The 23,876-nt window shown below is 41.4% G+C and carries 23 protein-coding genes; 9 read left to right on the top strand and 14 right to left on the bottom strand.

Annotated elements, in window-relative coordinates; translation table 11 throughout:
- The first annotated feature begins 416 nt into the window (after positions 1-416).
- Positions 417-1,148 (top strand): MBL fold metallo-hydrolase, encoded by a 732-nt coding sequence (locus PQ511_RS20950; protein ID WP_273853918.1) that lies wholly within the window; start codon positions 417-419, stop codon positions 1,146-1,148.
- Positions 1,149-1,182: 34 nt separating this feature from the next.
- Here PQ511_RS20950 and PQ511_RS20955 read toward each other — a convergent pair whose 3' ends face one another.
- From PQ511_RS20955 to msrB, 3 genes are all read right to left on the bottom strand, one after another.
- Positions 1,183-2,241 (bottom strand): GGDEF domain-containing protein, encoded by a 1,059-nt coding sequence (locus tag PQ511_RS20955; RefSeq protein ID WP_273853919.1) that lies wholly within the window; start codon positions 2,239-2,241, stop codon positions 1,183-1,185.
- A 138-nt stretch (positions 2,242-2,379) separates the two neighbouring features.
- On the bottom strand, positions 2,380-3,375 hold the full coding sequence (locus tag PQ511_RS20960) for an NAD(P)/FAD-dependent oxidoreductase (protein WP_273853920.1): 996 nt from the start codon (positions 3,373-3,375) through the stop codon (positions 2,380-2,382).
- Positions 3,372-4,331 (bottom strand): peptide-methionine (R)-S-oxide reductase MsrB, encoded by a 960-nt coding sequence (gene msrB / locus PQ511_RS20965; protein WP_273853921.1) that lies wholly within the window; start codon positions 4,329-4,331, stop codon positions 3,372-3,374. Before msrB ends, PQ511_RS20960 begins: the two co-directional genes overlap by 4 nt.
- 222 nt (positions 4,332-4,553) lie before the next feature.
- Between msrB and PQ511_RS20970 the strand changes: the two genes are divergently transcribed.
- Positions 4,554-5,786, top strand: a complete 1,233-nt coding sequence (locus PQ511_RS20970; protein WP_273853922.1) for an aminopeptidase — start codon at positions 4,554-4,556, stop codon at positions 5,784-5,786.
- Positions 5,787-5,916: 130 nt separating this feature from the next.
- Positions 5,917-6,861, top strand: a complete 945-nt coding sequence (locus PQ511_RS20975; protein WP_273853923.1) for an ATP-grasp domain-containing protein — start codon at positions 5,917-5,919, stop codon at positions 6,859-6,861.
- A 19-nt stretch (positions 6,862-6,880) separates the two neighbouring features.
- Here PQ511_RS20975 and PQ511_RS20980 read toward each other — a convergent pair whose 3' ends face one another.
- Positions 6,881-8,023, bottom strand: a complete 1,143-nt coding sequence (locus PQ511_RS20980; RefSeq protein ID WP_273853924.1) for an HD domain-containing phosphohydrolase — start codon at positions 8,021-8,023, stop codon at positions 6,881-6,883.
- A 250-nt stretch (positions 8,024-8,273) separates the two neighbouring features.
- Between PQ511_RS20980 and PQ511_RS20985 the strand changes: the two genes are divergently transcribed.
- Entirely contained in the window at positions 8,274-9,365 is a 1,092-nt protein-coding gene (locus PQ511_RS20985; protein ID WP_273853925.1) for a DUF2515 family protein, read from the top strand.
- Between the two features lie 47 nt (positions 9,366-9,412).
- Here the strand turns inward: PQ511_RS20985 and PQ511_RS20990 are convergent, their stop codons facing one another.
- The 3 genes from PQ511_RS20990 to PQ511_RS21000 form a co-directional block, all read right to left on the bottom strand.
- A complete protein-coding gene (locus PQ511_RS20990) occupies positions 9,413-9,865 on the bottom strand; it encodes a hypothetical protein (protein ID WP_273853963.1) in 453 nt (150 codons plus the stop codon).
- A 4-nt stretch (positions 9,866-9,869) separates the two neighbouring features.
- Positions 9,870-10,676, bottom strand: a complete 807-nt coding sequence (locus tag PQ511_RS20995; protein WP_420541745.1) for a DUF3100 domain-containing protein — start codon at positions 10,674-10,676, stop codon at positions 9,870-9,872.
- A gap of 213 nt (positions 10,677-10,889) precedes the next feature.
- Positions 10,890-12,110 (bottom strand): dicarboxylate/amino acid:cation symporter, encoded by a 1,221-nt coding sequence (locus PQ511_RS21000; protein ID WP_273853926.1) that lies wholly within the window; start codon positions 12,108-12,110, stop codon positions 10,890-10,892.
- Between the two features lie 209 nt (positions 12,111-12,319).
- On the opposite strand from PQ511_RS21000, the gene PQ511_RS21005 reads away from it, so the two are divergent.
- Positions 12,320-12,607: a hypothetical protein gene (locus tag PQ511_RS21005; protein WP_273853927.1), complete on the top strand. Its 288-nt coding sequence runs from the start codon at positions 12,320-12,322 to the stop codon at positions 12,605-12,607.
- A 33-nt stretch (positions 12,608-12,640) separates the two neighbouring features.
- On the opposite strand, the gene PQ511_RS21010 is transcribed toward PQ511_RS21005, so the two are convergent.
- Both PQ511_RS21010 and PQ511_RS21015 read right to left on the bottom strand, forming a co-directional pair.
- A complete protein-coding gene (locus PQ511_RS21010) occupies positions 12,641-13,270 on the bottom strand; it encodes a class D sortase (RefSeq protein ID WP_273853928.1) in 630 nt (209 codons plus the stop codon).
- A gap of 50 nt (positions 13,271-13,320) precedes the next feature.
- Positions 13,321-14,244, bottom strand: coding sequence for a DUF6612 family protein (locus PQ511_RS21015; RefSeq protein WP_273853929.1), 924 nt, complete (start codon positions 14,242-14,244; stop codon positions 13,321-13,323).
- Positions 14,245-14,632: 388 nt separating this feature from the next.
- On the opposite strand from PQ511_RS21015, the gene PQ511_RS21020 reads away from it, so the two are divergent.
- The 3 genes from PQ511_RS21020 to ulaA are packed head-to-tail and all read left to right on the top strand — an operon-like array spanning position 14,633 to position 18,408.
- The gene (locus tag PQ511_RS21020) at positions 14,633-16,735 is read left to right on the top strand and encodes a BglG family transcription antiterminator (RefSeq protein WP_273853930.1); all 2,103 of its coding nucleotides are present in this window, start codon (positions 14,633-14,635) and stop codon (positions 16,733-16,735) included.
- A gap of 14 nt (positions 16,736-16,749) precedes the next feature.
- Entirely contained in the window at positions 16,750-17,025 is a 276-nt protein-coding gene (locus tag PQ511_RS21025; protein ID WP_160918338.1) for a PTS sugar transporter subunit IIB, read from the top strand.
- 3 nt (positions 17,026-17,028) lie between these two features.
- Positions 17,029-18,408: a PTS ascorbate transporter subunit IIC gene (ulaA, locus tag PQ511_RS21030; protein ID WP_273853931.1), complete on the top strand. Its 1,380-nt coding sequence runs from the start codon at positions 17,029-17,031 to the stop codon at positions 18,406-18,408.
- Positions 18,409-18,446: 38 nt separating this feature from the next.
- Here the strand turns inward: ulaA and PQ511_RS21035 are convergent, their stop codons facing one another.
- The 4 genes from PQ511_RS21035 to PQ511_RS21050 form a co-directional block, all read right to left on the bottom strand.
- On the bottom strand, positions 18,447-19,013 hold the full coding sequence (locus tag PQ511_RS21035; protein ID WP_273853932.1) for a GNAT family N-acetyltransferase: 567 nt from the start codon (positions 19,011-19,013) through the stop codon (positions 18,447-18,449).
- Positions 19,014-19,028: 15 nt separating this feature from the next.
- Positions 19,029-19,709, bottom strand: a complete 681-nt coding sequence (locus tag PQ511_RS21040) for an alpha/beta fold hydrolase (protein ID WP_273853933.1) — start codon at positions 19,707-19,709, stop codon at positions 19,029-19,031.
- Positions 19,710-19,873: 164 nt separating this feature from the next.
- Positions 19,874-20,053, bottom strand: coding sequence for a hypothetical protein (locus PQ511_RS21045; protein WP_273853934.1), 180 nt, complete (start codon positions 20,051-20,053; stop codon positions 19,874-19,876).
- Positions 20,054-20,249: 196 nt separating this feature from the next.
- Positions 20,250-21,674, bottom strand: coding sequence for an aldehyde dehydrogenase family protein (locus PQ511_RS21050; RefSeq protein ID WP_273853935.1), 1,425 nt, complete (start codon positions 21,672-21,674; stop codon positions 20,250-20,252).
- Between the two features lie 201 nt (positions 21,675-21,875).
- Between PQ511_RS21050 and PQ511_RS21055 the strand changes: the two genes are divergently transcribed.
- Positions 21,876-22,598: a 3-ketoacyl-ACP reductase gene (locus PQ511_RS21055; RefSeq protein WP_273853936.1), complete on the top strand. Its 723-nt coding sequence runs from the start codon at positions 21,876-21,878 to the stop codon at positions 22,596-22,598.
- Between the two features lie 68 nt (positions 22,599-22,666).
- Here the strand turns inward: PQ511_RS21055 and PQ511_RS21060 are convergent, their stop codons facing one another.
- Positions 22,667-23,875 carry an ABC transporter permease gene (locus PQ511_RS21060; RefSeq protein ID WP_273853937.1) on the bottom strand — a complete coding sequence of 403 codons (1,209 nt, stop codon included), beginning with the start codon at positions 23,873-23,875 and terminating at the stop codon, positions 22,667-22,669.
- Position 23,876 lies beyond the last annotated feature (1 nt).

The raw sequence follows: 23,876 nt of genomic DNA on the forward strand, positions 1-23,876 counted from the left end.
TTGTCTAGATTGGAACATTAAAATCACCGCCTAAATAGAATCTACCTATAGGATAACAAAACAAAATGGATAATTGAGGGAAATGAGATAAAAAAACAGGCTGTCGAGACTTTCTCGACAGCCTGAGAGCTGCCGATTGTCGGCAGCTCTTTTTGGTGTGGTTTTTATGGTTTGGCCAATAAATATGGAATTTGGCTAATAAAATCTTAATTTAGCCAATAAATTTCGATTTTGGCCAATAAAACTAAATTTTAGCCAATATCCCTCACCCCCCACTAGAAGATGAGCTTTTTTTCCATTTAAAAATCGCTATACTAGAAGTAGATTAGCGGAAGGTGTGATGGATTGTGCTCACCGTTTCAGAATTCGAGAGTATGAAAGCGATAAAAGGGACTTTCCAACTAGGTAGCGTAAGAATGAACGTGTATATGTACCTTGTCGATGAACTTTTAATCGACTGCGGACCTAGTCGTCTTCGAAAAGAAATTATTAATTTCCTTTCGAAGGAGAGCTATACCCAAATAATCTTAACGCATCACCACGAGGACCATACAGGCAATGCTCCCATTGTGCCATCCTCGATTCCAATTTATATTCACCCAAAAGGCGTACCTCTTTGTCGTACAAGACCTCATCTCCCACTCTATCGTCGTGTTTTCTGGGGTTCACGGAAGCCATTTGAAACGAAAGGAATCGAACATCAAATAAAAACGAAGCACCATACATTCGATTTGCTTCATACGCCAGGCCATGCACCTGATCATCTTGCCCTTCTAGAGAAAGATCAGGGGTGGCTGTTTACAGGGGATCTTTACGTGATGAGTCATCCTAAAAGCATTTTCGCCTTTGAGTCCATACCAGACGTCATTCAATCGCTTCAAAAAGTGTTATTATATGATTTTGACACTGTATTTTGTTCACATGCGGGAATTTTACATAATGGACGGAACCGTTTAGAAGAAAAGCTAGATTACCTCCTTTCTATTCAAGCGCAGGTCCTTCAAAAGTACAACGATGGGAAGCCTGTATCCGCCATTCAGAAGGAACTTTTCCCCGACCGACATGTGCTGAATTATTTTTCCTTATTTGAAAATTCCTCCAAGCATATCATCACGTCCATATTAAATAGAGGGGCCACACACCAATAAATCGCCATTCTTACAAAAAGGCTCACGCTTCCCCCTAACGCTGGGAGAGCCGTGAGCCTTTTTCTACATTTTGGTCGTACCAGAAGATTTGGTTTCTTCCCTGCTTCTTTGCTAAATACAATCGCTCATCTGCAAGTCTCATACTCGACATCATGCTGTCTTCGAGAGGAAAGAGCGCGGTTCCAAAACTCATCGTTACGCCAAACCGTTCCCCTTCTACCGTAAAAGTTGTGTTTCTAATGGCAACTTGAATGTTTATTAAACACGTTCTCGCTTCTTCTATGTTCGTTGAATCAAGTAAAATCGCAAGCTCTTCGCCCCCATAACGGTAGGCGCGTCCCTTTGTTCCAATTTGCTTCTTCAATACATCCCCAATCTTACGAAGCACCTGGTCTCCAACCAGATGGCCAAATTGATCATTAACGGATTTAAAATAGTCAAGATCCGCTAGAACGAGGAGAATTGGTTTTTCTTGATCAGCACAGTAACGCAAATCTTCTTGAAAAGAGCGATGATTGAACAAATCCGTTAAAAAATCCTTTCGGGCAATGTCTTCTAATTGCGAGTTTTTTGAACGCATCGTACGCTCTCTTGTAACGATTATTCCCCCTAATACCCCAATAAAAATTAAGAACATCCAGTTAAAAAGATAGGGGATGAGATTTTCACCGGTGAACGAGTAGTCACTAAATAGGAGAATGCCGGTATACCCTCCGCCTAGAAAAAGCGCTGCAATCATACCACCGCTAAACTTCCAATAAACCGCAACATGTAAAATAATTAAATAGGCGATTGGAAACAATGGACTCTCACCGCCACCTGTTAGCACAATTAGCCACAGGAAAGCAACATAGTCAAAACCAACGCTTACTTTCGTCATATATTGGTATCTTTTCGAATTCAAAGGAGACCGATGTAGCGCCATTTCAGCGGCCGTCATATAGACTACGCCAAATAAAAGTAAAAAGAAAAAGGAGATACTAGTCCCCTGCATGATGATATAGTAATAACCGCCTGCAATGATCAAAAATACCCATCGAAAAAGGGATAAAATCTTTTCAATCGTATGATCATTTTCTTTTGAAACGTTCACTTTGCTTTTCACCCTTTTCATGATGAACTTACGCAACTATGAAAATTTTTCCACTACCTTTATTATAACGTAATTCCATACCAACAATCATATGTTTTCAAAACTTTCGGAAATCTGATCATATAAAAAAAGAAGGCTTCACGTAGAAGCCTTCTCGTTCAAGTATCGCTGCAATTCTTCGGCTACTGAGAGCCCTGAAAGCACGGCACTTTCGACACGCGTTTTTCCTGCTGGGTCATTTTTTTGTAAGAAAGCATCACCTGCAACATAGATGGCTTCATTCGTAGAAACTTGCAGAAACGGATGATGATGCACGTGTTTCGCCTGAGCGTACCGCCATCTTTTTAACTGACGAGAAATAATGGCTTCATGAGGAAGAAGATGCCCCAATTTACCTAACATAAGCTCCAGGACGCTCTCATCATCTTGGTGATCGTAAGCTTTCGAAAAAGCAGGAGTGGCATAAATCGATATGATTTTTTCGTCAGAAATTCCTTTTACCTGATTATCCACGATTCGCTCAATTCCATCAGGAAGATGTGAGTCTTTGTGCCCTTCGAGGGAAAGTCCTGCTGTCTCACCACTCATCGTAAGGAGCCCAACGAGCGCAGGATCAAAAGTTATTTCTTTCAGTGTTTTCGACGCCTCTTCTGAAAGAAGGACCTCACTGTTTTCAAGTAGCTCAAGCGTTTGGGGCGCTGGTGGGGTAAAAAGGATCGCGCTGGATTTTACTTGCTCTCCTTTTTCAGAGAAGACCACGTACTTTTCCTCATTCCGCTCGATGCGCTCAACTTTACTAACGAGCTGAAGCGGGACTTCATTTGCCAGGTTCTTTACTAACTGATTCATTCCATTCACTGCTTTGTATCTCGGATGTTTCTCTCCAAACCACTTTGATACCCACCCGTTTGTTCTCCACTCATCTACCAGCTCTTGAAACGAATCAGTTCGAACAGTAAAAAACTGGGCACCGTGATCAGCACGGCCGCCCCCTATCCTTCTGGTAGCGAGACGGCCCCCTACACTTTTACTTTTATCCAGCACCAGGACCCTAAATCCAGTATTCATTAGTTTTCTTGCCGCTAGAATGCCCGTAACTCCGCCACCTACAACTGCAACGTCAATTTCCCTCATTCTTCAAATAGTACTCGGTATTCGCCGTATCCTTCTTCTTCAAGACTTTCTTTCGGAACAAACTTCATCGCCGCAGAATTGATGCAGTAGCGAAGACCATTTTCACCTGGACCATCGTTAAAGACGTGACCAAGATGAGAATCTGCTTCCTTGCTGCGCACTTCGGTTCGGATCATAAAATGACTAAAATCCTTCTTTTCCTTTACGAAATGATTGTTAATCGGCTGTGTGAAGCTTGGCCAGCCGCATCCTGCATCGTATTGATCGGTTGAGCTAAACAGCGGTTCACCCGATACGATATCCACATAAATACCTGGCTTAGCGTTATCGTAATACTCATTCTGGAACGGACGCTCTGTGCCGTTTTTTTGTGTGACTTCATATTGAATGTCCGTAAGGCGGCTACGTAGCTCGTCATCGTTCTTTTCATAAGCCCAGTTTTTTTCTATAAAATCCGCTCGACCTGATCCTTTTTTGTAGCGATTGTAGTGAGCCGGATTTTTTTTGTGATAATCCTGATGATAATCTTCAGCCGGATAAAACGGCTTAGCTGGAAGGATTTTTGTTACGATCGGTTTTGAAAAACGACCGCTTGCTTCCAGATCTTTGCGTGACTGCTCAGCAAGCTTTTGCTGCTCTTCATTATGGTAATAAATCGCCGTCATGTACGTGCTACCACGATCAAAGAACTGTCCTCCATCATCTGTCGGATCAATTTGACGCCAAAATAGATCGAGCAATTTACTATATGGGAAAACGTCGGGATCAAACGTAATTTGAACGGCCTCAACATGACCTGTTGTTTTAGAAATCACTTCTTCGTATGTTGGATAAGGCTTTTCTCCACCTGTATAACCAGATACGATGCTTTGAATGCCGGGCATTTCTTCAAATGGTTCCACCATACACCAGAAACAACCTCCAGCAAATGTTGCGAGCTCATAATTCGTACTCATTCTCTATCACTCCAATATAGAAGATTTATCTCACCTAAAAGTGAGGGTGATTTTCTCTCAATAGCTATAGAATTTTCATTATGTATAACATATCCGAAATGGACGGTTTATTGCCAGAAACTTGCTTTATGCGTATGCAATCAGGGAATAATTTACTAAAATTACTGAAATCTGCTACAATTTAGATGTAAAACTACGTGATAAAAAAGGAGACCTTCGACTATGGCTACGTTTCAAGAGAATTTACAGAAATACGCAGATCTAGCGGTAAAAGTTGGGGTAAATATTCAAAAAGGACAAACGCTTGTCGTCAACGCTCCTCTTACATCAGCTGAATTTGTGCGAAACATTGCTGAAAGCGCTTATGAAGCTGGAGCAAAAAATGTGCATGTGGAATGGAATGACGAAAGTCTGACTCGTATTAAGTATGACAAAGCACCTGACGAAGCATTCAAAGAATTTCCTACGTGGAAAGCAAAGGGATTCGAAGAAATGGCAGAAAACGGAGCGGCATTTCTCTCCATTACCTCTTCAAACCCGGACCTTCTAAAAGGGGTCGATCCTGAACGTATTTCCAATGCGAGCAAAACAGCCGGAAAGGCAATGGAAGGCTATCGAAACTATATTATGTCTGATCACAACAGCTGGTCCGTTGTCGCCGTTCCTTCAAAAGGTTGGGCTGAAAAGGTTTTTCCTGATTCACCTGAAGACGAACAGGAAGCAAAACTATGGGATGCCATTTTTGAAGCGACGCGCGTTTCAACTGGCGATCCGGTTCAAGCATGGAAAGAACATAGTGCCAACCTCGAACAAAAAGTAGATTACCTCAATACGAAGCACTACAGCAAGCTTCACTATCGTGCTCCAGGAACGGACCTTACGATTGAACTACCACAAGCTCATCAGTGGGTAGGCGGCATTAGCGAAAATGTGAAAGGAAATCATTTCGTTGCGAATATGCCTACAGAAGAAGTCTTCACCATTCCACATAAAAAAGGCGTAAATGGCGTTGTGTCTTCAACAAAGCCGCTCAGCTATGGCGGAACAGTCATTGAAGACTTCACCCTTACATTTGAAGAAGGTCGGATCATTAAAGCTGAAGCAAAGCATGGCAACGAGACACTTCAACACCTCATTGAAACAGATGAAGGCGCTCATTATCTTGGTGAAGTAGCACTCGTTCCTCATGATTCCCCTATATCGAATGCAGGTATCATTTTCTTTAATACGCTTTTCGATGAAAATGCATCGAATCACCTGGCAATCGGAAATGCCTATTCTTTCTGCCTTGAAGGCGGTAATACCATGTCGAAGGAAGAGCTTGAAGCGGCTGGAGCCAACGAAAGCGTAACGCACGTTGACTTTATGATCGGTTCTGCAGAAATGGATATTGATGGAATTAAAGAAGATGGAACAAGTGAACCGGTGTTCCGTAAAGGAAACTGGGCCATTTAGTTTTTTAAGCAGAGCGAAAACGCTCTGCTTTTTTTATTCCCAAACAGTTTCACTGGGATTTCTGTGCCATCTCCTTTATACTTGAGTAAAATGATGGGTTTTAACGGGTATTGATCAAGGAGGTTATAAAATGAGTGCTAAAGTATATATCATTCATGAAAACGAAGAATGGACAAAGCCGCTTAAGCAAGAGTTAGAGGCACTTCATGTCCCATACGAAGATTGGTTTCTTAGTGAAGGAAGTTTGGATTTAAGTGATGTACCACCAGACGGTATTTTCTATAATCGCATGAGTGCTTCTTCACATACGCGTGATCACCGATTTGCCCCTGAATATACAGCAGCTGTACTCGCGTGGCTTGAGAGTCACGGCCGAAGAGTGTTAAATGATAGCCGCGCTCTCGCTCTAGAAATAAGCAAAGTAGCGCAATACGCGGCCCTTCGAAAACATGGTATCGTCACACCGAAAACCATCGCTGCGGTCGGGAAGGATCATCTTGCTAAAGCAGCAGATGCGTTTTCTGACTCTTTTATAACGAAGCATAACCGAGCCGGCAAAGGGCTGGGCGTTCAGCTATTTAACAATCCTGAGACGCTGAAAGCATATGTGAAGAGCGATGCTTTTGAAGATTCAATAGATGGGATTACCTTGCTTCAACAGTACATTTCAGCACCTGATGCTTCCATCACGCGATGTGAATTCGTCGGAGGTAAGTTTCTTTATGCCGTTCGCGTTGATACGTCAGAAGGGTTTGAGCTATGTCCAGCGGATGCGTGCCAGGTTGGCGATTCCTTTTGCCCAACGACCGAAGAACCGAAGCCTAAATTCGAAGTAATCGAGAATTTTAATCATCCTGTGCTCGCTCATTACGAAGCTTTCTTAAAAGCGAACGGCATTGCCTTTGCAGGGATTGAATGCATTCAAAATGAGCGTGGCGAGCTTTTTACTTATGATGTCAACACGAATACAAACTACAATGCGGAGGCCGAGAATAAAGCAGGTGTTTCAGGTATGAAAGCAATCGCTAAAACACTCGCTCACGAACTTTCTCACCTCCACTCCTTTCAAAAATAAAGAGCGCCGAGTGCGCTCTTTATTTTGTCCTATCATCTTCGTACTTTTCTTTGATTTGAAGAAAACCATCTAGATTTTCTAAAAAAACGTCAACGAGAGTAGGATCGAATTGCTTACCTCGCTCCATTTTAAAATGAGTAAGAATCCGCTTCATCTCCCACGCTTTTTTATAAGGACGGTCCGTCGCTAGCGCATCAAAAACATCAGCAACGGCAACAATCCGCCCATAGATGTGAATGTTTTTGCCACTAAGTCCTTCTGGATAGCCCTTCCCATTCCAATGTTCATGGTGCTCTTTTGCGATAATCGCTGCCGCTTTTAGAATACTTCGTTTAGAATTCTCAAGAAGGTGGTAGCCGATATTCGCATGTTCCTGCACCGCAAGAAATTCCTCTTCCGATAGTTTACCAGGCTTATTTAAAATCGCATCCGGAATAGCTACTTTTCCAATATCATGCATAGGTGAAGCAACTTTAATGAGGTCTGCTTCCTCTTCGCTAAACCCAGATTTAATAGCAAGAAGCTTGGCATACTCCGCTACGCGTTTGACATGGGCTCCCGTTTCTTTTGAACGAACTTCCCCGATCTCCCCCATTTTAAAAATAATTTCTTTCTGTGCTTCTTCCATCTCCGTGTTCATAAGTACCGCTTCAAGCGCCTGAGCAGTATACGAGGCGGCAAGACTTAAATTTCTTACGTCCTGCGGCGTAAATAGGCCTTCCCTTGTTAATTTATTGATGACTTGATAAACGCCAAGTGTCTGATTCTGCTTATTTTTGAGTGGAATCACCATAACAGACTTGGTACGATAACCCGTCGTATGATCAACGTCTGCATGGAACCTTTGGTCTTGATAGGCGTCCTCAATAACGAGAGGTTCTGATGTCTGATACACGTAACCTGCTAAACCGCTCTCGGCAGGTACACGGACCTCCTTCATCCCATGAGCCCCATGAGCCACTTTCGCCCATAGTTCATCCATTTGCTCATCATAAAGCCAGAGAGTACAGCGATCGGCAACCGTCATATCCCGCCCCATATCTGCCATAAGCAACAAGAGACGATCGAGATTGTTCTCAATCGTAATACGCCCTGCATAATCAAAGATGATTTTAAGAAGCTCCTCTGATTCTAATTCCTTTTTCCAGTGGCCATTTGACATCCAGCATTTCGGCCTCCTTTACTAACGTCATTGAAAAAATAGTTAAAGTGATCCATCTCCCAAATGGCAAAAAAATAGCGTACTAACCCTTCGAATACTTCTATCATACACGCATATGACACAAAGTGGAAGATTAAGGAAGGGCAAGTGCAACCTCATCAAAACGTCCCTCCTCTTTCTTAAAAACAGCCTTCTTTCCTACACCAAGCAACATACGTATATAAAAACGAGGTGTTAGGGGGAAGACCGTATGAAATTTTCTTTTTCCTTGTTTCCATTTATCAAGCATCAGGATACACCACTTATAAAAGAGTTGAAGAACGCCACATCATCCCAAGCTCCTGACTTAACACCAGAAGATGTAAAGATATCCAATCAGATTCGTGAACGAACGGAACGTGCAAACCAAAACAATGTTACACGGACAAAGGCCTATCTCGATTTCTACTTAAAACATCCAGAAATTCACTGGGCCTTCCTTGCCCACCTAGTTTCACGGAATGCTGGTTGGACAATGACGGACTTAAAAGGGGAATATCTTTCTCGCCTTTTATCTCAAGAGGATCAGCAGTCCTTTTTCTCCTTCCTTGAACGAGGAAACTGGCTCATTTTTCAGGATGCCTTTCCTCAACTATTAATCTACGAAGAAAGCCTTAAGAAGAGAAAACCTCTTTTTCATCTTCTTTCATTCTTTCACGTTTCTTCTTTTATGAACGTTTTTTGGAGCCGGTTCTGGAGTGACAACGATTCAGTTACCCTTTCAGTTGCACTCATTATTAACGAGCAGCACTACATCGATTCACGTGTCATAAACAAGAAGCATTTTAAGAAAACCGTTTTTTTCACGCTTCCTTTTCAGCTTCAAGAAGTTTTGAATATGAACGTGCTCCTCTTCCCTATGATACGAAACAATTCAATACAACTCATAGGAGAACCAGCCCACCACTTTCTTTATGTGAAAGAACGGATTGAACTAGGAAAACGACTTTATCAACTCGTCTTCTCTAAACAATCTGTTTTAAAAGAGATCTTGAAATGGGCAGAAACCTCCCCTCATACTGGGTCTAGAAAAGATTTTTGGCCAGATCTATTTCATTCTATAAGAGAAGGTAGTATAGATGAAAAACGCGTCCTTCAAAAATGCACGGTTGAAAAAGGACCGCGCATTTATAGTCCTTCTTTGTCTGTTTGGAAAAATGTTCAGCAGGAAACACCAGATCGTAAAGATTGGTTCATAAACACTTCAGTCCTTTCGTTATTTTCATTACCAGAACCGGACTTTTCAGGTAATGTCCAAAAGATTTACTGCCGATCCCTTCACTTACTAGAAAGTCTTGTGTGAACATTGTTACTTCCAAAAAAAAACTTCCGCAAGGGAAGTTTTTAAACTCATATCATCTTTTGCATACGTAGAACTACTTCAGCAATCAATGCTGAACCGAGAAACGTTCCTACCATAACGAACATAGCCACAACAACGCTACGCCATCCAAGCTTTACAAAATCCGTCCATGAACGTCCTATTGCAATACCTGCATAGGCAAGTATGGGAGTTGCCAGAGCAAGAATGTTAATGCTTTCGGTCCACTTTACAATATACTCCGAACCCGGCATAACCGGCATAGATACAAGTATTCCGATAATCCCGATATAAGCAACGCTTGGGATATTCACCGGTAGAACGTGCTGAAGAATAAGCCCCGCTAAACAAATCACGATTAACACTGCCATACCTGGTAAAGAAGAACTTGGAATAACGCTGTAGCCAATCCAGTTTCCAACGGCCGCAATCAGGCCGAAGATGATTAATAACCATGTCCACTCTTGTATATTTTTTAGCAGCATCTTATGCCCCCTTCCCGACGCTATGCGAGGATTTTTCTCTGGTCATGAGCTGATACATCTTTTCGGTTAGTGGAAGACCGATGAAAATACTCATGTATAACCCCGTTGATAACGACAGCAAATTGCTCGCACCTGCAAATGCAATAATATCATCTGAGAATGCAGGAAAAGCAGCAACGAGCGAGCCACTTGCAGCAGCCATCATACTTCCACTTCCAATGCCAGACGCCATCGCGAACGATAACGGATGTAATGGCGTAATCGTCGCTAGGAAGCCAGAAATCACGCCCATAAATACAGCTCCAAAAACAGTACCAAAGATATAAATTGCCATCACCCCTCGTCCCTCAGGTGAATTGAAACCGTATTTATCAACAATCAACCCAACGTTTGGCTCTCGTGCTACAGAATGCGTCATTCCAATGCTCTCTCTTTTCAACCCAAGTAGAACCGCGATTGGAAGAGCAATAAAAATCGTACCTAAATTTCCGAATTCCTGCAGAAGCAAGGCCGGACCTGCTTCAATTAACTTGGATAGTGAAGGACCAATGATCACGCCTATTTTCGCAATAAGCAAGGTCACCCCTAACACAATAAGCGGTTCAGCATTTAGCGCCTGCGCTTTTTTAATCACTGGGGTAAAAAACAACCCAAGTCCAATGAGCATGGCATACAACATTGGCAGTAGTAAGATAACGCCTGGCCCTACCGTAAATTGAAAAACGCCAATCCACTCTGATAACGCCACAATTCCAAATACAAGTAGATGCAAACGCCAGTCCTTCCAAATTCCTTTAAGTTCTGTCACCCAAATCCCCCATTCCTTTTCCGCATGAAAGCTCTAAAGTTATTGTTATCTTAATATTTTGATTGTTAAAAGTAAATGGATTTTTCTTACACATTAGTGAAATGTAAGAGGGATTTAAATGCGAAAGGGGAACGAACTACCTAATTTACTTTTGCAGATAAGGGTTTAAAGCAAAATAAAAAGCCAGGCACCGAGCCTGACTTTTTTTGGAGATTAATTATCGTCACTAACCTTTTTTCGATTAATAATGCTCGCACCAACAAGATCCCCTGTTACATTAAGACCTGTGGCGCCCATTCCAACTAACGCATCAACGGCTGTTAATAACGCAACGGTTTCCATCGGCAATCCCACTTGCGCAAAAACGGTTGCGATCATAACAATTCCAGCACCAGGAACGCCTGCTGTACCAATTGACGCGAGGGTTCCTACGATAACGACCATAACCATATCCGTAAAGCTAAGTGGTGAACCCACAACGTTTGCAGCAAACACAGCGGAAATGGCAATGCGAATCGCTGCACCATCCATATTAATCGTCGCTCCCAATGGTAAGCTAAAGCTATAAAGACTTTTTGAGACGCCTAATCCCTTAGCTGCATTCATCGTGAGTGGTAATGTTCCAGAGCTACTTTGCGTCACAAATGCCGTAATCATCGGTTTGTTTGCATGGCTGAAAAACTTCTTTGGACTCACTTTAAAGAATAGTAAGAACAGTACGTAGATTCCTACTTGTACAATCAACGCAATATAAAGGACAGCGATCATGTTTCCAAGCGAGAGAATCGTATCCAGCCCCTGGTTCCCAATTGTTTTCGCTATTATAGCAAAGATCCCAATTGGCACATAGTGTAGAATCACGTTCATGATTTTAAACGTAGCTTCATTTAAGCCTTCAACCACTTTATATAGATGTTCGCCAAGTGCACCATGTTCTTCAGAGTTCCGTAAAGCAGCGATTGCGATCCCAAAAGCAAAAGCTGTAAAAATAATCCCCAAGAGATTCATCTCGCTAAATGCCGTCACAATGTTTGAGGGCACGATATTTAACAGTACGCTGACAATCCCTGGATTATCCGGTACATCGAACGATTGGCCTGGGTCAATGGATAAACCTGTACCTGGATTAAACACGTTCGCTACGGTTAACCCCACAATAATCGCTAGTGCAGATGTTAATACGTAATAGAGAAATACCTTACTGCCCATGCGTCCAAGGTTACTCAGTTTCGTTTGATTGACACCGACCATTAATGTAAATAAAATAAGTGGAATGATTAGGAACGAAAGCAATTTAATTAATAAGTCTCCAAGTGGTGCAAGAACGGCAGCATCTTTTCCAAAGATGAGCCCTACGGCAACTCCAAGAATAAGGGCAACCGTAATTTTTATAATTAACGAAGCATTTAAATAGCCTCTTAAGATCTTCTTCATCGTTGTCCCTCCTTTAAATTCAAATTCGCATACGTATACTAGGAAATAAGATACAGCACAATAGGTAGCCTGTCAAAAAGTTAGCTTTATCATCCAACTAAACCCAAGTTACGACACTTTGAATCTGTTATTCTCGTTTTCAAGTATACTGCTAGACTTATTTGGATAGACTGCTTCTTAAAGTCTATTAAAAAAGTTGGAGGTTCAAAATGAACAAAGTAGAAAATTTTCCTGTAACCCCTTTTGAAACGTATCTTGAAATGACGCAATACGGGACAGAGGTACACTTCGAACACGATAAGTACGAGCTCTTATCAGGAACGACTGAAGATGGAAAAATGTATTTTCTAATCGATTACAACACCGGCCTCACATATGAGGTGGAAGAAAGCACGGCGGTCAATTTGCTGCAGTTAAATGAGCAAGGAAAGGGCAAACAGCTCGTTGAAACCATCCTACCGCGTCTACGACCGACGACTTCTCTTTCCCACACGTAAAAAGTCCTGCTCGATGGCAGGACTTTTTATTGACTACATATCCGATACATTCACTAATTTAGACTGAATCACATACCGCTCAGGCGCACTTCCGATAAAATCAAATGGGTAGCATGTTGTTAACGTTAAGGTGGCTTCCTCTTTATCAACAATGACTGTTCGATCGCTTTCATCTACGACCTTCATGTCGATCACCGCATATTCATAACGCTTTCCATCGTATTCAAGAAACACGGCATCCCCTTTTTTTACGTCTTGTAGACCATTAAAAACCGTATCGCGATGGCCGCTTAAGACGGTGTGACGCTTCTGATCTGGTGTCGTTGTGAATGGACTAACAAACATACCAACGCCCTGGCTGAGCGTATCCTCATCTGTTCCCCAATAGGTTGTAAACCCTTTTTCGATCGTAGGGACGACTAACCTACCTACCTTTTGACCAGGGTCAAACTTCTTTATCTGATCACTCATGAAAACTTCTTGTGTATTCACAACTGGTTTTTTCATAACCTCTGTTTCTTTCGTATTCTGCCACTGTTTCGTTTCTTCCGCAGAAACTTGTTCGACTCCCTGTGTCCCCTGCCACCATTCATACCCATAGTAGCCCGCCATGACGATGCCTGCACACATGAGCAAAGCATATAATTTGTTCAACGTCTTCACCTCACTAAGAAAAGCGAAAAAACCGCTTATTAGGCGGTTTTTAAGCCATATTAACAGCTAACGGAACGTCTTCTATAAAGAAGCAAACCACCTGCAGCTACCGCCAATGCTACCCCACCCATAGCAAGCATTGGATTAGCTGAAGCTGTTTCAGGCAACTCTCCGCCCTCTTTCATTCCTTCAAGCGGTTTAGCAGAATCAATGATGTTTTGTGGAACAGTAATCGTGTCAACTTGATTAAAGTTGTCGATCGACATTTCCATTGATTGTTTCATGTTCATGCTTTCGTCTTCAATCTTCATATCCATATCAAGATCCATCGTTAAATGCTTCATGTAATACGTGTCTTTATCAACTGTTACTTTATAGGTAACGTCATTGATCGTCATTTGTTCCATGAGACCTTTCATCGATCCAGAGCCTTCTTCTCCTGACATGCTGTCTTGAAACATCTTCATAGAGGCTTCCATTAACGTCTTGCCATCGCCTTCGTATGTTAACACATAACCTTCATCTGTCTCTTCAACGCTCATCTCTTTGCCAAGTTCTTCAGCTTGAGTCATTTGTGCTTCAACCGAAGACATGCTTTGAAGTTCCTCTAAACCTTGTGTGAGTTCTTCTGGCATCTTGATCCAGCCTTTTTCGGGATCTTCTTGATAAAAACCTTCTTCAGTCCAATAAGATTCTAACGAAATTTCGCCTTCTTCAGGTGATTTTGTTGTGACGACCTGATGCATCGCAAAAGGCTTTAACGTAATGTCTGCTTCGGATTCGCTGGAAATCATCACTGTTTCTCCTTCAAGAGGCATCGACTGTTCCATCTTTGTTTTTGTAGAATAGCTCTCAACCTCCGTCATCGCTTCACTTGACTGCTTTAATATATCAGTTGCAGTCATTTCCTTTGCTGATGTGTGAAACGGAGCTCCTACTAAAACAATTGCTGCTACCGATAGAGGGACTAACTTCTTTAACATCAAAACACTCCAATTCATTTTTTTGGCAAGAGAAGGCTAGAGATGTGATGTGACAGTAAATGATGTATGAAGCTACCGGGATGGGACATCTTATATTCACCAGTTTCTTTCACCTAAACCTTATTTTCCCAATAGAGTGAAATTAAAACGCTTTTTTACCGTTCTCTAAAACATATTTTTTTATTGGTCCTTCGCTTTATTAACCGAGTATGACTTGGCTTAGGTGTCCAAAAATCACATCTGTTCACTTTTGCAAATTGACGAAATACAAAAACAACACATTGCAAACCCTTTCATATTTGTTCTATCGCCTATATACTTAGCACTATCAAATCATGATTTGTTTCATCCGTATCATTTTGCACTCGTAAGGGAGTTGGAGATCTCCATGTCACTTGATGAAAGAAGCACATTTCTATTAACGAAACTCGTGAATGCAACTGAGTTAGTTACGGTTGATCATGTCATCGACCAGCTCGGGATATCAAAACGAACCGTTCATTATGATCTACAAAAGATTAATGATTGGCTCGTTGAGAATAAACTACCCATTATCCAAACAAAACAAGGATTGGGTTACTATCTCTCAGAAGAGACCAAACAAACCGTTCCTAAATTGATGAAAGAACTAAAAGAATGGCAGTACCACTATTCGCAACCAGAACGCATCACCTTAATTGGTGTCGAACTCTTAACAAATGATAAGCCGATCTTTATGCAAGACTTTATGGATCGAACCCAAGTAAGTCGTGGCACAGTCGCTAAAGATTTAAAGCTTGTTAAGAAAGTTCTGGCCGAAGAATCATTAACGTTACAGTTTGAACGATCAACAGGGTATCGTGTGGAAGGGAAAGAGGAAAACAAGCGGAGAATATTGAGTCGTTTTCTGTCCGAGGTCCTCACCAATGGGCAATTAACCGAAATGACGAATTTTCTTTATCCGCTCTTAAAGAACGGTGATGAACACACTTATTCGCACCTTATACCAATGAAGCAAATCATCATGAATGCGGAACCCATTCTAAAGGTAGAGTTAACAGACGATACAATCCATGTTCTAGCCATTCAGCTTGTCGTTCTTCTTCAACGTTTGAAAGGCGAACATCGTATCCAGCTCGATCCAGATGAAAAACACGCTCTTTGTTCAACAAGAGAGTTTGAAGCAGCAAAGAGCATTGCCAAAGAATTAGAAGCTCAATTTAAACTCTCCCTTTCATTAGATGAGATTGCCTTTATCACCATGCACCTTCTTGGCTCAAGAGTCAATTATTCTGAAGTAGGCACGGTCGGTAGTCTTGAAAGTAATAAACTTAGAAAAGTTGTTTCTGAAATCGTGAACGAATTTCAAGTTTATGCGTGTGTCCTATTTGAACAGCGCAATGAACTAGAAGAAGCTCTTTTTCTTCATCTTAAACCAACGTACTACCGGCTGAAATATCACGTTCCGATCACAAACGAATTAACAGCATCAGTCCAACAGGAATATCCTGATGTTTTTTCAATTACGAAACGAGCGGTTTGGCCGATTGAATTGATGATGTCTCAAAAGCTCCCTGATGATGAGTTAGCTTATCTCGCTATGCACTTTGGCGCTTGGATGCAGAAGGAAGAGCTTCCAGAAGTAACATTTGGGAAAGCGATTATCGTTTGTGAAAAAGGAATTGGCACCTCAAATATTTTAAGAGGACAACTTGAGAAGCTCCTCACAAATGTGGAAATCATCGGGACAGTTTCAAGGAGGCAATTTCTACAAAATCACTACGACGTAGATTATGTCTTCTCTACATCACCATTGGAGCATGAGACGTTACCCATATTAACGGTTAACCCGATTTTGACTCAGCAGGGAAAAGAGAAAATTCTGCATTGGATGGAAGCACAAACAACTCCAAGTGAAGAGAGTGGACCTACCCCAGACGTGATCGTTGAAATCATGAAAAAACACGGCACGATTACGAATGAGAAAGAACTAAGAACTGAATTACAGCAGTTATTCGCGCCATCACCAACCACCTTATCGATAGAAAGGTTTGAACGACCTATGTTAAATGACTTATTACACGAAGAAACGATCCAATTTGCTACAGATACACCCGATTGGAAAGAGGCGATTAAAACAGCAGCCATGCCGCTTCTTGCTACAGATCAAATCGCACCTTCCTATATCGATGCTATGATCAAAAATGTAGAAGAGCTAGGGCCCTATGTCGTGATTGCTCCAGGAATCGCTATCCCTCATGCCCGTCCTGAAGAAGGCGTGAATACGGTTGGAATGAGCTTGCTTCGACTAGATCAAGAAGTTCCTTTTTCCTCTAAAGATAAGCACCAGGTCAAGTTGCTGATTGTGCTTGCTGCAGTCGATAACGAAACACATTTAAAAGCTCTTGCTCAACTCTCGGAGCTTCTATCAGAAGAAGAAAATCTAGATATGATTTATCGCGCAGAGGAAAAAGAAGAAATTATTAAACTTGTATCAAAATACTCAAATTAAGGGAGAGAATAAAAATGAAAAAAATTCTTGTTGTATGTGGAAATGGACTAGGAAGCAGCTTTATCGTAGAAATGAATGTAAAAAGTATTCTTAACGAGCTTGGAATTGAAGCCGAGGTTGATCATACGGATCTCACAACTAGTAAATCTGAGAACGCCGATTACTTCTTAGGCTCAACTGAGATTGTTGAAAATCTAGAAGACGGCAAGCGAAATGTGATTAAGCTAAATAATTTGATGGATAAAAAAGAATTAAGGACGGCGATTGAAGCAAACTTGAAAGGGGCATAAATCATGGTCGATCTCATAATGAAAGACATTCTAGGTACACCAGCGATTCTTGTAGGGTTATTTGCCCTTATCGGCCTCCTTCTTCAAAAGAAGGACGTCGCAAACGTCATATCAGGTACATTAAAAACGATTATGGGATTTGTTATTCTAGGGGCAGGAGCAGGTGTACTTGTCGCCTCCCTTGATAACTTTAGTAGCATGTTTGATCATGCATTTAAAATTCAAGGTATCATTCCGAACAATGAAGCGATCGTTGCACTAGCTCAAGATGCATTTGGTGCAGAAACGGCGATGATTATGCTCTTCGGAATGGTAGCCAACATCCTACTCGCGCGCCTCACACCTTTTAAGTATATCTTCTTAACAGGTCATCATACGATGTTCATGGCTTGTCTGATCGCCGTTATTCTTTCAACTGGTGGCTTTAGTGGCGCAACAATGATTATCACTGGTTCCCTTATTCTCGGATCTTTGATGGTGTTGTTACCTGCACTGTTACAACCTTACACAAGAAAAATTACGGGTAGTGATGACTTTGCGATCGGCCACTTTGGCTCGTTCGGCTATTTAATCGCAGCCGCTGTCGGAAAAGCAGTTGGGAAAAATTCTAAATCGACTGAAGAAATTAAAGTACCGAAGTCATTCAATTTCTTACGAGACACATCTGTATCTGTGTCACTTACAATGGCGATTCTATTTTTCGTAGTCGCTCTTTTCACAGGACCAACCTTTATCGAATCCGAACTAAGCGGTGGGACAAACTTCCTAGTCTTCTCATTTATGCAAGCGTTAACGTTCGCAGCTGGCGTCTACATCATTTTGGCTGGAGTAAGAATGCTCCTATCTGAAATCGTTCCCGCATTTAAAGGAATTGCAGATAAAGTCGTACCAAACGCCATCCCAGCCCTTGATGCTCCGTCTGTGTTTCCTTTCGCAAACAATGCGGTCATTATTGGCTTCTTCTTTAGCTTTGTTGCAGGACTGCTCAGCATGTTCCTTCTACCGATCTTAGGTCTAAAAGTGATTGTCCCAGGTCTTGTGCCTCACTTCTTTACCGGTGCCGCAGCTGGCGTATTCGGTAATGCGACTGGCGGTCGTAAAGGAGCGGTATTTGGCTCAATGGCTAATGGTGTCATCATCAGTTTCTTGCCAGCACTACTTCTGCCAGTACTTGGTTCACTAGGCTTTCAAGGAACGACATTCGGAGATTCCGATTTCGGCGTAGTTGGACTCCTTCTCGGCGGCTTGATGGAACTGCTCTCTTCTAACGTTCTATTCCTTGTGATCTTATCGGCACTACTCCTTGCTGTATTTGTCGGATCTGCCTTGATCAAACGCTCTTTAGCGAAAAATGATTTAGAAGAAAAACATGATGCAATTTAGTTGAGAAAGACCATCCTGGTTAAAAGGATGGTCTTTTTTCATTCTATCTCGTTTTCAGCAGTCATCACATAAACCAACTGATCCGTCCACTTATCATTCTCATAAATGAACCCTTTCCTCACACCCTCATATACCATGCCTACACTTTGGGCTAACTGAGTCGATGGTTTGTTATCCAGGTTAATATGTGCCTCAATACGATGAAAACCAAGATCATGAAAAGCGACCTGAAGCGCTGTGCTCACCGCTTCTTTTCCATACCCTTTTCGCCAATACTGATTATGGATCGTGTAGCCAATCCGTGCCCATTGAAAATTCATTCTTGCTAACGTTGAAAAATCAACCATTCCAATATGGGTGCCATCTTCTATATGAAAAACACCAAAAACGTGGGCTGTATCATTTATGGCTAATTCTTGGTGCTTATTCACTAAGTCTCTAAACCACTCTTCCGTGCAATCACTCATATCCAACTTTCCAGGATCATGGGTGTGTTGCGAAGGATGCCTTGCATGAAACTCCCGTAACCAGTTTTGATAGTCTTCCATTTTTAATGGTCTGATTACTAATCTTGCTGATTCTTTTTGCAGATTAAACTCACTCAATTGAACACCTCTACCTCATTTGTTAATAAACTTTTGAACCATGCTGTTATATAGATCCGGTTGATCCATGTTGGCCGTATGACCGGCATCAGGAATTAGGCCAACACTTATTTTATCATTGCTTCTTTTCAAAAATTGAACAGCCTCTACTTCATAAAGCTCATTTCCTCCATTAAGCACCATAAGCGGTACTTCAAGTTCAGCAATCTCATTCTCTGAAACGCTCGGATATTGAAAAGTCATTATTTTATTTACTTTCTGTAACGTATCTAGCCATTTATCGCCGTGAATTTGTTTAAAAGAAGCGGCAATCTCTTGATCGTTTTCTTGAATGTTATTGAAGTAAATATATTGCTCTTCCATGATGCTCTTTAAATTATCCGGTATAAACGGTGTATAACCTGTTAAAACTGCGCCCTTTACAAGCTCTGGTCTTTTTAAGGCGAGATGAATGGTTAATGAAGCACCTAAAGATAATCCAACAACATACCCTGGCCCTTTGTTTGTTACTTCCCCCACTAACCACTCTAAAGTACGAGCAAAATATTTTTCATCTGCAGGAATAGTTGAATGACCATGACCTGGTAGGGTTAACGCGATTACCTCCATGTCACGCTCAAAAAAAGCTTTCTGATGCTCAAAGTGTAAATCCTCTGTCCCCATAAACCCGTGAAGAAAATAAATTCTTTTCGTCAAAACACAGCCCACCCTATTGATTCACATTTTAATGAAATACTTTATCTCCCTCTTAAACTTTAACATAAAATGAAATCAGAACTCACTGAATCTTTAAAATTTTGATTGAGCTATGTAAATGTATTAGGGCGACAGCCCAGTTTCTTTTTAAACGGCTCTACGGATCATTTACAAAACTTATCTCTTTCTAAATCAAGCTTTCTATTAATTTCATGAAGCAAAAACAGCCCTCGAAGCAAGCAACCCACGATAACGCCAAATCCTATGATGAGTCCGATTTCATGCAAGGACAATAATAAAAGTCCAACCACGCAGCTTGATACGATCAGAAAAAAGAGAAACATCTCACACCTCCTATATTCATACAAAACTAATTTATCATTTCTACAGTTTAAAATGATGCGAGCAAAATGAAAATTATCCTTTAATTGTTTTATTACAAACCTAAATTAGTGATATACCTCTGCTTTTCTCTATACCCAAACGAAAAAAAGCAGCTGCCTTAAGGGCAGCTACTTTTTTCTATTCTATTATATGAACTTAAGACGGGAATCCTAGTACTGCTTTCGTTTCAAGGTACTCTTCAATTCCGAAGTCTCCCCACTCGCGGCCGATACCAGATTGCTTGTAGCCACCGAATGGTGCTGAGAAGTCCATATCCGCATTGTTCACTTTAATGCGACCGGCACGGATGCTTGTTGCGACTTTGCGAAGCGTTTCTTTATCTTCACCAAAGACATATCCAGCAAGACCGTATACGACGTCATTCGCAATTTCGATCGCTTCATCAATTGTTTCATATGTGATGATCGACATAACTGGTCCAAAGATCTCTTCTTGCGCAATGACCATATCATTTTTCACATCTGTAAAGATCGTTGGTTTTGTATAGTAGCCTTTCTCAAGACCTTCTGGCTTACCAGTTCCACCTGCGATCAAGTTGGCACCTTCGTCGATTCCTTTTTGGATGTAAGACTGCACGGTATTCCACTGCTTTTCAGAAACGAGTGGTCCTACATAGTTGTTTCCGTTCGGATCACCTACTGGGAATTCAGGAAGAACATTTTTTACGGCTTCTTCAAATTCTTCTTTTCGAGAAGCAGGGACGATCATTCGAGTACCAGCCGAGCAAACCTGACCGGAGTTGGTTGCAATATGACTTACCGCAGCTTTAGCAGCTTTCGTAATATCTGCATCTTCTAGCATCACAAATGGAGATTTCCCTCCAAGTTCAAGTGCTACTGTCTTGATTGTTTCTGCTGCGTTTTTCATCACTTTTTCACCAACGCCTGCAGAACCAGTGAAGGATACAAAGTCGATGTCAGGATGTGAGCTAATTCCGTCACCAATCACTTCGCCTGTTCCGTTCACGAGGTTAAATACGCCTTTAGGTACGCCCACTTTATCAAAAATTTCGGTTAAGATAATGGCAGCAAACGGTGTGATTTCAGCAGGTTTTAAGACAACTGGACTTCCTGCTGCAAATGCACTCGCAATTTTCGTAGACGATTGATTTGTCGGGAAGTTCCACGGTGTAATTAAACCACTCACGCCAATCGATTCTTTAAAGATCGTATGATCGCCACGATCTTCTGAGAAAGAATACTCTTTCAATGCTTTTGCTGCTTCAGAGAAGTGTTGATACCCCATGTTGTAATGAACTTTCTCTGAAATAGAGCGTGGAGAACCAAGTTCTTGTGTAATCACGTCAATGATTTCTTCTTTACGGTTCGCATATTCTTCCGCGATATCTTCAAGCATTTTCACACGTTCTTCTCGACTGGTTTGAGAGAAAGAAGGGAATGCCGCGCGTGCTGCTTTCACTGCTTTATCCAAATCTTCTTTCGTTCCTAAACTAACTTTGCCGATAACTTCCTCTGTCGCTGGATTGATTACTTCATGTGTTTCTGAACCTGTTGATTCAACCCATTCGCCATTAATGTAATGTTTTAATTGGTTACGCATGATGTAAAAACTCCTTTTTATGTTTGATCGATTTTAATTGATTTAACTTTTCTTTGCTTCCACAGTAACTGTAACCGTTAAGGACTATAGTTAAACATATGGGTGCTCTTATGAAATTCAGAAAGCGGTTGCTTATCTTTGAATCCGAGGTATATTAGCTTTAGACTAAAATAGAGAGATTTCCAGAAAGGATGATTGAGAATGGGACAAACGATCAAAGGAAAAATAGCTTATATTACAGGCGCGAGTAGTGGTATCGGACGTGCTACCGCTCTTCAACTCGCGAGTGAAGGGGTGCATGTTGGCTTAATTGCCAGGACAGAACAAAAGCTGAAAGAAGTAGCAACGGAAGCAGAATCTCACGGCGTTAAAGCGATCGTTGCTCCAGCTGACATTTCGAAGATAGAAGATGTGGACACTGCGGTAGAGAAATTAAAAAATGAACTCGGAACAGCAGATATTTTAATTAATAATGCTGGAATAGGCCGCTACGGTTCGTTCTTAGAAATCGAGCCTGAGGACTGGAAGGAAACGTTCGAAGTCAATGTTTATGGAACGTATCATGTAACGCGAGCTGTTCTTCCACAAATGATCGAAAAAGACAGCGGTGATATTATCACAATTTCCTCAAGTAGCGGTCTAAAAGGAACGGCTGGCTCCACCTCTTATAGCGCTTCTAAGTTTGCTATTCAGGGCATGACCGAAGCACTTATGCAAGAAGTTCGTCGAAATAACATTCGCGTTTTCACCCTTAATCCGAGCCTTGTTGCGACTGAGCTCGTCTTCGGTGACAAGCTTGATGAGCAGGATAAAGAAAAGTATATGCAGCCGGAAGATCTTGCGGAATATATGGTGGGGCAGTTGAAGTTACATCCTCGTATATTTATTAAGCAGTCCTTACAGTGGGCGACAAATCCGTTTTAATGAAAGCATTTAGAAAGGAGCTGACAAGTTCAGCTCCTTTAGTAATAAGATCAACAATTTATTCCTTTTTAAGATTTTCTCATAATAAGCTGGCGTAATTTTAAGTTCTCTCCAAAGTGGAGAATTCCTTTAGGATAAACCTTCGCAGCAAAATACCCAAAAACGAAAGTTGTTATCACCAGTAAACCAATAGAAATACTAATCTCTACTAAGGAAGCAGCATCCTTCATAACCAGAATAATCATGTTAAATGGCGAGGTGAAAGGGAACGTGGCGAGGAATTTCGATAGCGTTGATGTTGGATCATCAATCACGAATAAAATTCCCGAAAATGCACTTGCCATTAATAGAATTGAAATTGGCGTTGTTGTACCATTAAGTTCTTCTGGTCGACTTACCATAGATCCGAACACCGCGTATAAAGAGGCGTATAACAAATAGCCTAGTAAAAAGAAAATGAAAAAGTAAATGCAATGGTAGACCGTTAACGCTGAAAGATTCAATTCAAACTTCCCTAGGCTTTTAGCAGGTTCCACAATTCCTGACTTAAGATATAGAGCGACACTACCAAAAAATGCCGTAAACTGGAGGAGGCTTGCTAAAGCAATCCCAAATATTTTCCCAAAAATCATGGAGAGAGGATTTACTTTTGTCACCATCACTTCCATTACTCTAGAGGCTTTTTCTGAAGCTACACCGGTTGCAATGGTTGTGCCGTACATCATAATCGCCATTAAGATAAACATCAGCATTATATATGTTACAAAAACAGAAACTTCATTCTTCGCAGTGAATTCTCCTTTTTCCATGACCACTGGAACGAATAATGACTGTTGATCAGCTGCTGAAAGGTTATGATCTAGTGCGATTTTCTGAACATTCTTTGCTTGGAGATACATAGATAATTCCGAGTTTAAATTAACGTCATTTGATTTAGAGTAATAGTTCACAAAGTAGTTGCTTTCATTCTCGTCAATCACATACAGGCCGAGTATTTTCCCTTCTTGAGCTTCTTGTTTAAAGAAACTCAACTGGTTAGGCTCTGCTCCCTCCCACATCCAACTGGTTAATGTTTGTTGAATCTCTGAAACTTCAATATCTGTAGCATTTGAGATCACCACCACTTCCCCCTTAGGAGAGGAAAAATTCTCAAGAATACTTGGTAACGAAATAGCAAAGATAGAAAACAAGATTAAGGCAAGAGTCGTCATAAGGAAAGACTTGGACGTTACTTTTTCTCGAAAAGATTGTTTGAAGACTAATTGAAAATTCCTCATG

Source organism: Guptibacillus spartinae (genome assembly GCF_028610625.1).
Taxonomy (GTDB): Bacteria; Bacillota; Bacilli; order Bacillales; family Guptibacillaceae; genus Guptibacillus; species Guptibacillus spartinae.

Bases quoted from the DNA above. Each gene is read 5' to 3' on its own strand.
- PQ511_RS20950 (WP_273853918.1), top strand. From the start codon at position 417: ATGAACGTGTATATGTACCTTGTCGATGAACTTTTAATCGACTGCGGA.
- PQ511_RS20960 (WP_273853920.1), bottom strand. From the start codon at position 3,375: ATGAGGGAAATTGACGTTGCAGTTGTAGGTGGCGGAGTTACGGGCATT.
- msrB (WP_273853921.1), bottom strand. From the start codon at position 4,331: ATGAGTACGAATTATGAGCTCGCAACATTTGCTGGAGGTTGTTTCTGG.
- PQ511_RS20970 (WP_273853922.1), top strand. From the start codon at position 4,554: ATGGCTACGTTTCAAGAGAATTTACAGAAATACGCAGATCTAGCGGTA.
- PQ511_RS20975 (WP_273853923.1), top strand. From the start codon at position 5,917: ATGAGTGCTAAAGTATATATCATTCATGAAAACGAAGAATGGACAAAG.
- PQ511_RS20980 (WP_273853924.1), bottom strand. From the start codon at position 8,023: ATGTCAAATGGCCACTGGAAAAAGGAATTAGAATCAGAGGAGCTTCTT.
- PQ511_RS20985 (WP_273853925.1), top strand. From the start codon at position 8,274: ATGAAATTTTCTTTTTCCTTGTTTCCATTTATCAAGCATCAGGATACA.
- PQ511_RS21000 (WP_273853926.1), bottom strand. From the start codon at position 12,110: ATGAAGAAGATCTTAAGAGGCTATTTAAATGCTTCGTTAATTATAAAA.
- PQ511_RS21005 (WP_273853927.1), top strand. From the start codon at position 12,320: ATGAACAAAGTAGAAAATTTTCCTGTAACCCCTTTTGAAACGTATCTT.
- PQ511_RS21015 (WP_273853929.1), bottom strand. From the start codon at position 14,244: ATGTTAAAGAAGTTAGTCCCTCTATCGGTAGCAGCAATTGTTTTAGTA.
- PQ511_RS21020 (WP_273853930.1), top strand. From the start codon at position 14,633: ATGTCACTTGATGAAAGAAGCACATTTCTATTAACGAAACTCGTGAAT.
- PQ511_RS21025 (WP_160918338.1), top strand. From the start codon at position 16,750: ATGAAAAAAATTCTTGTTGTATGTGGAAATGGACTAGGAAGCAGCTTT.
- ulaA (WP_273853931.1), top strand. From the start codon at position 17,029: ATGGTCGATCTCATAATGAAAGACATTCTAGGTACACCAGCGATTCTT.
- PQ511_RS21045 (WP_273853934.1), bottom strand. From the start codon at position 20,053: ATGTTTCTCTTTTTTCTGATCGTATCAAGCTGCGTGGTTGGACTTTTA.
- PQ511_RS21050 (WP_273853935.1), bottom strand. From the start codon at position 21,674: ATGCGTAACCAATTAAAACATTACATTAATGGCGAATGGGTTGAATCA.
- PQ511_RS21055 (WP_273853936.1), top strand. From the start codon at position 21,876: ATGGGACAAACGATCAAAGGAAAAATAGCTTATATTACAGGCGCGAGT.
- PQ511_RS21060 (WP_273853937.1), bottom strand. From the start codon at position 23,875: ATGAGGAATTTTCAATTAGTCTTCAAACAATCTTTTCGAGAAAAAGTA.